Source organism: Rothia mucilaginosa (assembly GCF_964211445.1).
Lineage (GTDB): Bacteria > Actinomycetota > Actinomycetes > Actinomycetales > Micrococcaceae > Rothia > Rothia mucilaginosa_E.
Map to the genome: position 1 here is coordinate 1 of NZ_CAXOQT010000039.1, position 13,706 is coordinate 13,706.

Annotated in this window: 9 protein-coding genes and 2 tRNA genes; 10 read left to right on the top strand and 1 reads right to left on the bottom strand. The window is 61.3% G+C overall.

Features of this window, described 5'->3' with window-relative positions; translation table 11 throughout:
* Positions 1-58 precede the first annotated feature (58 nt).
* The 9 genes from AB8E48_RS08390 to AB8E48_RS08430 all read left to right on the top strand — a co-directional run bounded on the left by AB8E48_RS08390 (position 59) and on the right by AB8E48_RS08430 (position 11,628).
* Positions 59-1,036, top strand: coding sequence for an N-acetyltransferase family protein (locus AB8E48_RS08390; protein ID WP_368886417.1), 978 nt, complete (start codon positions 59-61; stop codon positions 1,034-1,036).
* Between the two features lie 209 nt (positions 1,037-1,245).
* Complete coding sequence (gene dusB, locus AB8E48_RS08395) at positions 1,246-2,412, top strand: tRNA dihydrouridine synthase DusB (RefSeq protein ID WP_049341672.1); 1,167 nt, start codon at positions 1,246-1,248, stop codon at positions 2,410-2,412.
* Positions 2,413-2,549: 137 nt separating this feature from the next.
* On the top strand, positions 2,550-4,664 hold the full coding sequence (gene dnaG / locus AB8E48_RS08400) for a DNA primase (RefSeq protein WP_368886418.1): 2,115 nt from the start codon (positions 2,550-2,552) through the stop codon (positions 4,662-4,664).
* A 215-nt stretch (positions 4,665-4,879) separates the two neighbouring features.
* Positions 4,880-4,952: transfer RNA gene (locus AB8E48_RS08405), tRNA-Asn, on the top strand.
* Between the two features lie 619 nt (positions 4,953-5,571).
* Positions 5,572-6,444, top strand: a complete 873-nt coding sequence (locus AB8E48_RS08410) for a phage holin family protein (RefSeq protein WP_294625200.1) — start codon at positions 5,572-5,574, stop codon at positions 6,442-6,444.
* 311 nt (positions 6,445-6,755) lie between these two features.
* Positions 6,756-7,961 (top strand): glycosyltransferase, encoded by a 1,206-nt coding sequence (locus AB8E48_RS08415; RefSeq protein ID WP_368886419.1) that lies wholly within the window; start codon positions 6,756-6,758, stop codon positions 7,959-7,961.
* Between the two features lie 130 nt (positions 7,962-8,091).
* A tRNA-Ile gene (locus AB8E48_RS08420) sits at positions 8,092-8,165 on the top strand.
* Positions 8,166-8,411: 246 nt separating this feature from the next.
* Positions 8,412-9,431 carry a hypothetical protein gene (locus AB8E48_RS08425; protein ID WP_368886420.1) on the top strand — a complete coding sequence of 340 codons (1,020 nt, stop codon included), beginning with the start codon at positions 8,412-8,414 and terminating at the stop codon, positions 9,429-9,431.
* Positions 9,432-9,441: 10 nt separating this feature from the next.
* Positions 9,442-11,628 carry a flagellar motor protein gene (locus AB8E48_RS08430; protein ID WP_368886421.1) on the top strand — a complete coding sequence of 729 codons (2,187 nt, stop codon included), beginning with the start codon at positions 9,442-9,444 and terminating at the stop codon, positions 11,626-11,628.
* A 123-nt stretch (positions 11,629-11,751) separates the two neighbouring features.
* Here AB8E48_RS08430 and AB8E48_RS08435 read toward each other — a convergent pair whose 3' ends face one another.
* Positions 11,752-12,417, bottom strand: coding sequence for a M23 family metallopeptidase (locus tag AB8E48_RS08435; protein WP_368886422.1), 666 nt, complete (start codon positions 12,415-12,417; stop codon positions 11,752-11,754).
* Between the two features lie 448 nt (positions 12,418-12,865).
* Here AB8E48_RS08435 and rpsB point away from each other — a divergent pair, with 448 nt between their 5' ends.
* Positions 12,866-13,663, top strand: coding sequence for a 30S ribosomal protein S2 (gene rpsB / locus AB8E48_RS08440; RefSeq protein WP_005507063.1), 798 nt, complete (start codon positions 12,866-12,868; stop codon positions 13,661-13,663).
* Positions 13,664-13,706 lie beyond the last annotated feature (43 nt).

Genomic DNA, 13,706 nt, shown 5'->3' on the forward strand with positions numbered 1-13,706 from the left:
GGCTACCCTGGTTAGACTGATTGGCACGATTGACGCGAGCGAAGGAAGGCACACGGACATGGCTGAACGCCTTAGCGAAGAATTTGAGATTCGCCCTTGGCAGGAGGGTGACGACCTTGCCCTGCTTGAAATCTGGAACTCTGCCCGCAATGAGGTTGAGGAGCGCCAGCGTGGCCTTTTCGGCCCGGATACGGATGCGCCGTTTAGCCGCACCCTGGTGGTGACTGTTTCGGGTGTGCCGGTGGCGGCGGGTACTGTGGTGGCTTCGCTGCTGCATCCGGCGCGTTTGTGGTCGTATGTTGAGGTGGCGGCTGATCACCGCCGTCAGGGTATTGGTACCGCGCTGTTGAATGCGCTGCGTGAGATTGCGGCGGCCCACGGCCAGACCACTGCTCTGCGCGTGAAGCTGTCGCCGTTTAGCGATGGCGAGGAGTTCGCGCAGGCGACCGGCATGAAGCTGATTCAGCGTTCCCGCATGGTGCGCGTGGAACCGGGCGCTATTCCCCCGGTGTCTCTGCGTGAGGATGCTGACGGTAACGAGACTCAGGCGATTGAGGATTTGGCGACCGGTTCGGTGGAGCTGACCGCCGCGCTGTGGGATTTCTACCGCCGCGCTCACGAGTGGGATGTGCCCGCCGAGGTGGGTCTGGGTACCGTGAACCGCTACTTCCTTTCGGATGAGGTGCGTGCCTTTGGCGCCGTGGTGCTTCGCGACCACATTCGCGAGGCGGCTGCCGAGGGTAAGAAGGGCCAGATTGTGGCGTTTGCGGTGAGCTACCACCCCTTCGAGACTGACCCGGAGGCGGCGCTGGTGAATGAGAACACCGCCACCGAGCTGCTGCTGGGCTACGACTTCGATAATGAGGGCGCTGTGGAGGCGATTATGCAGGTGCTGTCCCTGCTGAGCGCTAAGTACCCGGTGCTGGTTGAGGTTGATGACGCCATGGAGGCGCTGGTTCAGGTGACCGACGTGCTGCTGCGCGCCGGTACCGCCTCGGTGGAGGGCGACCCGACCTATATTTACGTGACCGAGTAGGTTCTCGGGTAGATTCCGAGTAGATGCTCGGTACCGAGCCTGCTGGCTGACTCTTGCTGAGAGGGGCGGGGGAGTGGAATGTTTCCCCGCCCCTTGTGCGTACTGCCCCTTGCACGTACCTGCGCCTCCAAATTCCGCCTGTGCTGTTCCTCTGTACCCCGTCAGCTGAGTCCGGTTCTCGATTTGCCCCCGTATGCCACAATATAGGGGTGAATTCTGAAGCACCCCGTCTTACCCTCCCGCCCCTGAAATTGGGCAAACTGACCGTTGATACTCCCGTGGTTCTCGCCCCGATGGCTGGCGTGACCAACAAGGCTTTCCGCCGCCTCTGCAGTGAATATGGCGGCGGGCTGTACGTGACCGAGATGGTGACTGCGCGCGCCCTCGTGGAGCGTAAGCCCGAGTCCATGCGCATTATTGAGCATGACCCGGACGAGAAGATCCGCTCCATCCAGATTTATGGTGTGGACGCGGTCAACGTCGGTAAGGCTGTGCGCATGGTCGTTGAAGAGGACCGTGCCGACCATATTGACTTGAACTTTGGCTGCCCGGCTCCTAAGGTGACTCGCCGCGGTGGCGGTGCCGCCCTGCCCTGGAAGACTGACCTGTTCACGGCGATTGTGCAGACTGCGGTGAAGGAGGCGTCCCGCAACGATATTCCGCTGACCATTAAGATGCGTAAAGGCATTGACGACGACCACATTACGTTCTTGGAGTCCGCCAAGATTGCGCGTGATGCCGGTGTTGCGGCGATTGCTCTGCACGGTCGTACTGCGGCTCAGCATTATTCGGGTAAGGCTGACTGGGATTCGATTGCTCAGCTGCGTGAGCTAATTCCGGACGTGCCGATTCTGGGTAATGGCGATATTTTCTCCGCTGAGGATGCGGTGCGCATGGTTGAGCAGACCGGCGTGGACGGCGTGGTGATTGGCCGCGGCTGCCAGGGCCGCCCGTGGCTGTTTGGTGACCTGCAGAATGCGTTTGAGGGTTCGTCGGAGCGTATCCGCCCGACCCTGACTGAGGTGTCGGACATGATTTATCGCCACGCAGAACTGCTGGTGGAGACTTTCGGCGACGAGACCCGCGGCCTGCGTGAGATTCGCAAGCACGTGGCGTGGTACTTCAAGGGCTACCCGGTTGGCGGCGAGCTGCGCGCGAAAATGGCTCAGGTGCCCGACCTGGCGACGTTCCGTGAGCTGATTGCTCAGCTGGACCACTCGATTGGTTACCCGGGCGCCGCCGTGGAGGGTTCGCGCGGCCGCGCCGGCAGCCCCAAGCAGCCGCACCTGCCCGATGGCTGGCTGGATTCGCGCATCCTCGGCGATGCTGAGCGTCTGGGTCTGGTGGAGGCTGAGCTGGATATTTCCGGCGGCTAACCCCCTGTACTTGTGTGCCGCGGCGTGCTGTTTGCGCGTCGCGGCGCATCCTTTTTCGAGCCTGTTCGCGCCGCTCTTTGGCGCCCCTGCAACACCCACAGGCGCTACCTGTTGACCCCCACCGTAGAATTGAGTTTATGGCTGGATTGATCCGCAAAGAAGACATTGACGAAGTCCGCGCCCGTACCGATATCCGCGAAATCATTGAAGGCTACGTAAGCCTCAAAAGCGCCGGTATAGGCACCTTCAAGGGGCTGTGCCCGTTCCACGACGAGCGCACGCCCTCCTTCAATGTGCGCCCGCAGGTCGGCTCGTACCACTGCTTTGGCTGCGGTGAATCCGGTGACGTGTACTCCTTCGTCATGGCGATGGAGCACACCAGTTTCGTTGAGACCGTGGAACGTCTGGCCGCCCGCATCGGCTACACCCTGCACTATGAGGGCGGTAAGCCCGGCGACCGCTACGAGGCGGGTATGCGCCGCCGCCTGCTCGACGCGCACAAGATTGCCGCCGAGTTCTTCGAACGCAACCTCTACAGTGCTGATGCGCAGGAGGCGCAACGCTTCCTCGGCGCCCGCGGCTTCGACCCCGCCGCAACCCGCAAGTTCGGTGTCGGCTACGCACCCCGCGGCTGGGACCACCTGCTCAAGCACCTTCGCTCCCAGGGCTTCACCGATGAGGAGCTGAAGGCGACCGGCATGTTCTCCGAGGGCAACCGCGGCCTGTACGACCGTTTCCGCGGCCGCATTATGTGGCCGATCCGTACCATCGCGGGGGAGACCATCGGTTTCGGTGCCCGCCGCCTCTTCGATGACGACCAGGGCCCCAAATACCTGAACACCCCCGAAACGCAGCTGTACAAGAAATCCCAGGTACTCTACGGCATTGACCTGGCAAAACGCGATATGACCAAGACCAAGCAGGTCGTCATCGTGGAAGGTTACACGGACGTCATGGCGGCACACCTTGCCGGCATCACCACCGCCGTAGCCACCTGCGGCACTGCGTTCGGTCCCGGCCACATCAAGATGGTGCGCCGCATGATTACCGACGACGGCTCCGGCGGCGAAATCATCTTCACCTTCGACGGCGACGCCGCAGGCCAGAAGGCCGCCATGGCTGCCTTCCAGGAGGACCAGCGCTTCGTGGCGCAGACCTTCGTGGCGGTTGCAGAGAACGGCATGGACCCCTGCGACCTGCGCCTGCACAAGGGGGATGCCGCCGTGCGCTCGCTGATTGCTTCGCGCCGCCCGCTCTTTGAGTTCGCGATTGATTCGACCCTCGCCAAGTACGATTTGGCGACCCTTGAAGGCCGCGTGCTGGCGATGCGCGCTATCGCCCCGATTATTGCCGGCATCAAGGACCGCGACCTGCGCCCCGCCTACATGCGTAAGGTCTCCGGTCAGCTCGGCCTGGAGCTCGACGAGATTCAGCGTGCCGTGGCGTACGCGCAGAACCACCCGAAGCTTTCGCGGACCCAGCAGACGGAGGCTACCGCCGCCCCGCGTTACGAGCGTCTGAACGAAGGACCGCAGGGCACGCCGGGTTATGCGGGTGCACCGAGTTATACAGGTGCGCTGAGTTATACGGGTACCCGGGGCGCAGTTCATGCTGACGCGCCCTACGACCCTGCCTACGATGCGCCTCCCCCCGAAGATTACGCCGCGCCCAGCGCCTACGCCGGGCAGAACGCTGCCGCCCACCCGCCGAGCAGCATTCAGCCCGCCGCGCCCCAGCCGGAGGCGACCGCCCCCGCCGTCGAGGAGTTCCTCACCCCCGACCCGCGCGACCCGGTTGCACGCCTCGAAAAGGCGGCGCTCGAGATTGCCCTGCAGCACCCCGAGCTCATCAGCGTGGAACAGTGGCGTAACCTCGCCACCGTGCAGTTCCGCTACCGCACCCACCGCGAGGTAGCCGCTGGCATTATCCATGCCGCAACCGTCATGGCGCCCACCCCCGGTATTGAGTGGATTAACTGCGTGCGCTCCGGCGCGGTAGAAGGCGTACACCCCGCCATCGCGGAGCTCGCCGTCTCACCGCTACCGGTCAGCAGCGCCGAGCGTCTGCCCGGTTTCGTCACCGGTGCACTCAACGCCCTGTTTGAGCAACAGATTGCCCGCCAAAAATCCGACCTGATGATGCGCCTGGAACAGCTCAGCGCCAACCCGGACGACGAAGAGTTCGAGGCGGTACAGCGTCAGCTCCTCGAATTGGAGATGCGCCGCCGCCAGCTCAGCGCACAGCGCGGCTAAACACAGTTCCTGGTGAGCGCCCCGGCTGTCTGCTCAGCGTTTTACGTTCCGCAGACAGCCGGGGGAGTAGCGCGGGTTAACCGGAACCCAAGCCCCACTCTAATCACGTAGCCCAAAAAGTGATGCACTTCACGGTATTTCAAGTTGCGGAGCCCAAACAGCCCCGGTATAGTTATTACTCGTTGCAAGGGAAACCGGCAACGAAAACAAAATAATCCCCCGTAGCTCAATTGGCAGAGCATTCGACTGTTAATCGAAGGGTTACTGGTTCGAGTCCAGTCGGGGGAGCAAATATAGCAAGAACCCCGGAACTTCGTTCCGGGGTTCTTGCTATATACGTTCCTCTGGCTCGAACCAGTAACCACTCCACCCTTCGTGAGCGCTGGGGCGCTCCCTTCGGGTTCCGTCTGGTTGATTCCATTCGGGGGTAAAGCAGAGAAAGCCTCAGAACGAAGTTCTGAGGCTTTTCCATTTTCCCGACGGGACTCGAACACAGTAACCACTGTGTTAGGTGCAGGCGCTGGGGCGCCCACACCTAACTTCGTCTGGTCGAGTCCAGTCGGAACGTTCCCTCCGCAGCCTTGTCCACAGCCGTGAACCAGTTTATGAAGCCCGCTCCTCAAGAAAAGTTCACCCCGTCCACACGCGCCGCACCCGCATCCCGAACGCAGCGGGGGAGTGCCCCTCCGGCATCCTCTTGCACCTACTCCAGAGCAAATCCACAGGTGCAACCAAGCCCAGAATGCTACGCCCGCAGCTCAATACAGACGTCAGAAAGTCGAAAATACCTGAAGAGATAGCGCAAACCCCCGTTCAAACGGTCACGCGGGGGTACCATAAGGGGCTAAACTATAGGAGGTGGAGTGCGAAAAAGAAGCCTCCAAAAACACGTCACGGAGAGGTGGTCATGACCACTACTACTAATCCCAAGGCACCCAAGCGTTTCTTTGCTGGCATCAGCGGGATTAAGTCCGGCGTCGCGAACATCATCGACGCTGGCAAAACCTTCAAGACCCTCGGACCCAGCCAGGTCAAGGACGAAATCCAGATTGCAAAGCACGAGCTGAAGACCAAGGGCATCGCCGTTGGTAAGGGCGCAGCCTTCTTCGGCGTCGCAGCAGTCTTCGGTCTGTTCCTGATTATTGCGCTGGTCGCCGCAGCAATCCTCGGCCTCGGCACCGTCATGCCCTACTGGGCATCCGCGCTGATCTTCGCCCTCATCTTCCTCATCGTCCTGGCAATTTGCGCACTGGTCGGTCTGAAGAAGGTCAAGGCTCAGCTGCCGTTCAAGCCCGAATCCGCAATCTTCGGTCTGCTCTTCGACCTCGGCGTACTCAAGGAAGGTACCGCCATGTCCGCTGAGCGCCTGAAGAAGGAGCAGGCAGAGCGCGCCGAGCAGAAGGCTAAGGAAGCTGAAGAAGCAGCAGAACGCGCCCGTAAGGAAGCTGAAGAGCGCAAGGCACGCGGCGAGGAAGAGCCCAAGCCGCCGACCTTCGAAGAGCTCAAGCAGCGCACCGCAGAGCGTCGCCAGCACCTGGCAGCCCTGCGCGACGACCTGCAGTCCTACACCGGCGACGTTCAGTCCAACACCCAGCAGGCCCTCGACGCTCTCAAGGCAGTGCCCTCCGAGGTTGCTGCAGGTGCAGCAGCTACCGGCCGCGGCCTGGCAGAGAACGTGCGCAAGCCCGAGGTTCTGCAGGCGCGCTGGAAGTCCTTCGCAGCACTGGGTGCATCCATTGCAACCGTCCTGCACTTCCTGAACCGCCTGGTACGCCGCTAAACCTAGCCGCTGCTAAAGCCGGCGCACAGGTTTAACGCCAAGCGTCCAAACGCCCCGATACTCGTATCGGGGCGTTTGTGCGTCTATAGGCAGGTTCCGGGCGTCTGTCTCAACGGTTGGTTTAGAGGTAACTCCCAGCCAAAGCCGCCCGCCACAAGTCGGAGAAGGACGCAGCTCACAGGTAGAATAGACAAGTGCTGTACGTACTGGACCCACCCGGTGCACGCGGCAGACAGAGGTAGAAGCGGCGCACCGTCGCACCCGAAACCCCAAAGTCACCGACACACTACACCCCGATGAGGAGCCCCGTCATGGAACAGGCAAAGACGATTCTGATTGGCGCAGAAACCTACCCGCCGGACATCAACGGTGCAGCACAATTCGGTCACCGCCTTGCCACTTCCATGCTCAAGCGCGGCCACTCCGTACACGTGGTCGCCGCCAGCCCCATCCCCGGCCCCAGCTACCGCACCGAGGTAGAGGGCGGCATTGTGGAGCACCGCCTGCGCTCCCACCTGCCCCCGACCCACGAAACGAACCGCATCTGCCTGCCCTGGGAAATTTGGTCCGAGGTTGGCGCAATCCTCGACGAGGTGCGTCCGGACGTGGTGCACGTGCAGTGCCACTACATCATTGGTCGCGCGCTGATTTTCCAAGCGAAGCGTCGCGGTATCCGCGTTATCGCAACCAACCACTTCATGCCCGCGAACCTTGACCCATTCCTGCCGTTCCCCTCTCCCGTGAAGCGCGTGATTGAGAAGGTCACCTGGAAGGATATGCGTTTCTGCTTCTCCAAGACCGCGGTCGTTACCACCCCCACCCAGATTGGTGCGGATGCGATGCGCGACCTGGGTCATTTTGACCGCCCCGTCATGCCGGTTTCTAACGGTATTGAGATCAGCGACTACGAGCTGGCTGAGGGTGCTGACGCCGGTAAGGTGCCCGGCGAGTTGCGTATTGCCTTCGTGGGTCGCCTGGCTGAAGAGAAGAACGTGGACGTGCTCATTGAGGCGCTCTCCCTGCTGCCCGATACCCTCGAGCACGTGGTGCTTGACATCGCCGGTGGTGGCGAACTGCGTGAGGCACTCGAGCAGAAGGCGCACGATTGCGGTGTGTCCGACCGCGTGATTTTCCGCGGCTTCGTTCCCGATGAGCATCTGCCCGAGGTGTACCAGATGGCTGACGTGTTCTGCCAGCCCGGTACCGCCGAGCTACAGTCCCTGGTTTCCCTGGAGGCGATGAGCGCCTCCACCCCCGTGGTGCTCGCGAACGCGCTGGCTCTGCCGCACCTGGTGGAGGAAGGCGTGAACGGCTACCTCTTCGAACCCAATAACGCCCAGGATTTGGCGAAGAAGCTGGAGGCTGTGCTCTCCCTGCCCGCCGCTGAGCGTGAGCAGATGGGCCGCGAGTCCCGCCGCATCGTGGGCTTCCACAGTGCGGAGAACACCTGGCGTACATTCGAGGAGCTGTACGTGAGCGACGCACCGTACCAGCGTTACCTGGATTCGCGCCGCTAAGTTTCTTTAGGCTAAGTTTCTCTAGACCTCCGAGCGGTGAGTAAGAGAGAGCGTTTTTCGTTCTCAGTCGCCGTTCAGGTACTCTAGAGGATGGTGCTGGCGCCCTTTGCGCGCCGTTACTGCACCGGATGGGGAGTTAGCTCAGCCGGTTAGAGCAGGGGACTCATAATCCCTTGGTCGCGGGTTCGAGCCCCGCACTCCCTACGGCCCCGCCCGTCGACTTCACCCACTTGTCGGCGGGCGGGGCTTTTTCGTGCCTGCGCTCCGCCTATTTTCGTGCGTGGAATGCATCAATGGTGATGAAAAAGGGTAAATGACGAACGAAGACGCTTCATAGCGTTCGATACGGTAGGGTTGAAGAGTCTTGTCACGAAAGACAGCGTGATGCCGCCGGTAGATGCCGATTCAGCCGGTAGGTGTTGCTTCCACACACCATACGAGAGGATCTCAATGTCGGAGAACACTCCCAACAACCCGTCGCAGGGTGCATCTGCGGCTGGTGGCTACGGCTACGATGCCGGTGCGCGTCCCGCGCAGGATGCATCGTTGTCTGCTCAGTCTGCCGCGCAGCCGAGCCAGCCTGCTAATGCTGCTCAGCCTGCGGCCCCGGTAGCACCTCAGCAGCCCGTTCAGCCTGAGTCGGTTCAGGCTGAGCCGGTTCAGCCGCAGCAGGCAGCTCAGCCCGGTCAGCCTACCGCCGCACCTCAGCCTGGTACTGCACAGCCCGGCGCTGCGCAGCCGGGTCAGCCCGGCCAGGCAGTCTACGCGCCGAGCGCACCGCATCCGGCAGTGAAGGCGCTGGGCGCTACCTGGAACGCGTTCCTGGATGTTTTCTCCAGCAACCCGGCAACCGCGCACGCCCGCATCTCTTCCGCCGGCGCGTGGGGCTGGATCATTCCCACGACTTTGCAGGCGCTGGTGGGTGCATTCTTCTTCAGCCAGCTGGTGATTCTGGCGGCCGTTGTCATGATGTCCATGTTGGGCTACATGTTTGGCGGCCGAGGCGGTGCCGCCTACGGTGGCGCCTACGCCGCCCAGGCCGTGCCGACCGGACGCATGATTCTGGCGTACGTGCTGATGGCTCTTGCAATCTTTGGCGTGCAGGTTCTGCGCGGTGTGCAGCTGCAGCTGACCGCGCGTATTGGCAAGGCACCGACTACCTTCACCGCAAGCATGCACGCGGTGTCGGTGTCTTCTCTGGCGCTGATTCCTTCGTTCCTGGTGCTGAACCTGCTCGTGTTCTTCTTGACCCTCACCCGTAGCGGTGGCAGTGCGTTCTTCTTGACCATGCTCATGGTTCTGGTGCTTGCTTTTGCGGTATTCTCGGGTGAGGCTCTGACCTACCTGGGCCTGAACCGTCTGGGCCGCTTCGCGAAGTCCCCGATTATCATGCACGCGGCGCTGAGCACCGCATGGGTTCTGGCATCCATGGTTGTTTACTACGTGGCTATTCGCCTGATGGGAGCCTAGAATGCACGCGATGACTCACACCCCGGCTGCACCGGCTCGTCAGCGCTGGATGTTCCTGGCGGTTCTGCTGACCATTGCAGCGCTGATTCTGAGTGCCTGCAGCGCAAAGATTGAGACCCAGCTGGGTCTTGAGAGCGCCGAGAAGGGTACTCGTACCATCCTGGTTTCCTTCAACATGAAGGATAACCAGGACAAGGTTAAGGGTGGCACCCAGGCACTGGATGCGTCCGTTCGTAAGCACCTGCCCGAGGGCCTGGAATACGACGGTATTCAGACCGATGGTGAGAAGGCTCGTGCGACCTTCAAGGTGTCCTTCTCCTCCGTGGAGGAATACCACTCCAAGGTGACCTCTCTGCTGAAGGCTTCCGGCTCCGATATCAAGCCGCAGATTAGCATCATTAACTCTGACCAGGGTCTGGTGCAGGGTATCCAGGTGAAGGAAAACTTCAGCTCTGGCGACCTGCTGGGCTGGCTTCCGGAAGCACTGGTAGTGGACGGCGTGGTGTCTGCATCCAATAAGAACAGTGTTCTCAGCAGCAGCGATGAAACCACTGTGAAGTTTGGCGAGAAGGAAGTGAAGAACTCCGGTGGTTCTAAGATTTCTGCGAAGGATGTTCAGGACCGCGGTTTCCGTAACGTCATTCTTGACGTGAAGGAGAAGGACGGCGGTTACTCCGTGATGGTTTCCTTCGTCGCGAAGGAAATCATGAACACCGAGACCGCTTCTGCAGTCGACGCCTACCTGAACCAGGTCAAGCCTGAGGGCTCCGAGCTGAAGAAGGGCCTGGAGTCCTCGCAGGCGAAGGCGTACGCTCCTTCTGCATCGACCGCCAGTGCGAAGGAAGAAGTGGGTCGTACCCTGACCTTTAGCGCTTCTTCGATTGAGGACCTGGGTAGCGGTCTCAAGAAGCTGTTTGGCGCAAGCAGCACCGATTTCTCCGCCAGCCGTGAGGTAGTGGCGAAGGACAACAACTTCACCGTTCAGAAGAAGATTTCGGGTCTGCTGGACTGCTCCCTGCTGTGCTCCCCGAACGGTGATGGCCTGACCCTGACCATCGTGGACAGCAACGATAAGTCCTACATGGTTGACCCCGAGGGTCGCGCTAGCTCCTCCCGTTCGGGCGGCAGCAACACTCTCATCGCGGTTGACCGTGTTTCTTCGCGCCAGATCGAGATGAAGAGCATGAAGGTCGCTACCTCCCTGGGCCTGGACGGTTCCATGGAAGCACGTTTCCTCTACGCATTCCCGACCGAGGATGTTGCGGGCGCGGAGCAGAAGCTCAAGGATGTTTTCGCAGGCGGCAGCAATGACGAGACCGAGGTCCGTCAGGACGGCGACTCCACGATCGTGAGCGTGAAGGTTCGAGGTAAGGACCAGAACGAGTTCAACCAGCGACTGAACGAGTACCTGCCCGATTCGAAGGTGACCGTCACCCGTCCCGGTGGCTACCACCCCTTCGGTTCCGACTACACGGTGACCCCTGAAATCAAGCTCTCTTCGAAGCTGGGTAACTACTACTCGGCTCCCTTCGAGTTCACCTTCAAGGCACCGACCTTCTCCTCACTGGACCAGCAGAAGGTAGATGCCGCGAACAGCCTCGCGAAGAACTCTCAGCATGTGCAGCTCACCGTGAACGGTGGCGAGCTGAGCGTCAAGACTGACCGCGGTGTCAGTAGCACCTCCGGTCTGACTGTTCCGGCATCCGGTCTGAGCATGACTGATGTAATCGTGGATGCGGTTATTGTGGGCCTGCTGCTGCTCATCCTGATTCTGCTGTTCCTGTTCCGCAAGAAGATTGCGGCGGCTCGTGCGAAGGGCCGTGAGCGTCGTGCCGCTTCGGCTGCTGCACTGGGCGCGGCGGCTGGTGTTGCGACCGGTTACGGCGCAACCCAGGCTGACGCACAGAACGGCTACCCGGCACAGGGCGGCTACGCTGCGCAGAATGGTTATGCTGCTCAGTCCGGTTACCCGGCGCAGAACACCGCCTACGCCGCGGGTGATGATTCGCCGACTCAGGTGTTCACCCCGCAGCACGGCCTGAACTACGGTGAGAACGAACCGACCAAGGCAATGCCCGCGTACGATGCGCAGGCCGCACAGCCGGTTCAGCCTACTCAGCCCACCCAGCCTGCACAGCCGACTCAGCCTGTACAGCCGAACCAGTTCGGTGCTGATGACGGTGACATCCTCCAGTAATCAGCTGCCTCTAGCGCCTCGCTAGAGAACGCCTCTAGGCTGGCTCCTGTGGCCCGTCGCCTCCTTTTGGGGAGGTGACGGGCCACAGCTGTATCTGCGGCTCGTCTCCGTTAGTGCCTGCTCCTAATACCCGCCCGGCACGGGAAGCAGAATGCTCGGCTCCTTCGACCCCAGCAGGCTCATGGGGTTGATGTACTCGGCGTCCTTGCCGCTGCCATCCCGGCGGGCGCCTCCCTGACGTACACCCCAGTACAGGCACGCGGTGGAGCATCGTCTGTAGGGGCGCTCGCTGTTGCCACCGGAGGTCGTGGCGACGGTGCCGATGACCTCACCGGCTGCAACCGTGGTGCCGACCGGGAGCGCCTCGTCCATGGGTTCGAAGGTGCTGCGCCGCCCATCCGGATGCGCAATGACCAGCACTTTTCGGTTGACGACCGTGCCGCTGAAAACCACTTTTCCCGGTGCCGGTGCGTAGACGCGCCGGTCGTGCTCGGGTAGGGCAAGGTCTACGCCGCGATGTCCGGCGCTCCAGCGTTGGGAGGGCTTCTCAAAGGGACGGATTACCTGCGGTCTGGTCTCGGCGGTGGGGGAGCGGTACCGTAGCCGGCTCGCGGCGAGCTCAACCGTGCTGGGAACTTTCGCGCTTGAGGCGGCACCGTTCCAGGCACCTGTGTCGCCCAAATAATCCTGACCGCCCGCGTAGCCCTGCCCGCCCGCACACACGAGCACCCCCAGCAGGCAGCACACCATCAGCGCCGCGTGCCGCAGCGCCGCCTCTAAACTTTTCATGTTCTTCTTCATCTTCTGAGCACATCACGAATCGCCCCGCCCTGCAGGGCCTCGCGAAAAATTGTGGATAATTCCGCCGTTTCCGCCTTAAAATCTGTTATCCACAGTGCCCCTGCACACACCCGAACCGCCTGGGCAGGTTTTATCCCCGACCCGGCGGATTAATCGCGGAATATACGGTACAATGTCGTATTGCAGTGTGCCTGCGCGGGTATTCTCCCTCTTCGAGGGGTTCCGCACAGCATCACTGACGACGCGCGGCGTGAGCGGCATCCTCATCGGGGGAGCCGATAAGGGACCTTCGGTCCACCCACACGGGGTGGTTAGGGCCTGAGCTGAACGGGTAACCGTGAACGCTAACCGCCGCCAGGAAAAACTGATAACTACTATGCGCGCGTTGGGCTAGCCCGAATGGGAGGTCCGCGCGGCACCACAAAAAGGAGACGACATGCCCGTCGTAACTATGCGTGAAATGCTGGACTCCGGCGTTCACTTCGGTCACCAGACCCGCCGTTGGAACCCCAAGATGAAGCGTTTCATCCTGACCGAGCGCAACGGCATCTACATCATCGACCTGCAGCAGTCCCTCGCCTTCATCGACAAGGCATACGAGGCTGTTAAGTCGACCGTCGCACACGGTGGCAACATCCTGTTCGTGGGTACCAAGAAGCAGGCTCAGGAAGTTATCGCTGAGCAGGCAACCCGCGTGAACATGCCCTACGTGAACCACCGCTGGCTCGGTGGTATGCTGACCAACTTCAGCACCATCTCCAAGAGCATTGAGCGCATGAAGGAACTCGAGCAGATTGACTTCGACGATGTAGCAGGTTCTCGCTACACCAAGAAGGAACTGCTCCTCATGCGTCGCGAGTTCGAGAAGCTCGAGAAGACCCTCGGCGGTATCCGCAACCTGTCCAAGGTTCCCTCCCTCCTGTGGGTTGTTGACACCAAGAAGGAGCACCTGGCAGTTAACGAGGCTCAGAAGCTGGGCATCCCCGTTGTTGCTATCCTCGACACCAACTGCGACCCCGACGAGGTTGCTTTCCCGATCCCCGGTAACGACGACGCTATCCGCTCCGTCAACCTGCTCACCCGCGTGATTGCTGACGCAGTGGCAGCCGGCCTGATCGAGCGCAACGCTAAGAAGAACGGCAAGGCTGAAGCAGCTGAGGAGCCCATGGCAGCTTGGGAGCGCGAGCTCCTGGAGCAGCACGAGGCTGCAAAGGCTGAAGAGGCAGCTAAGTAAGCTTTCTTAGCCCACTAAGCTTTATGCTTTGTGGCCCCCGCCT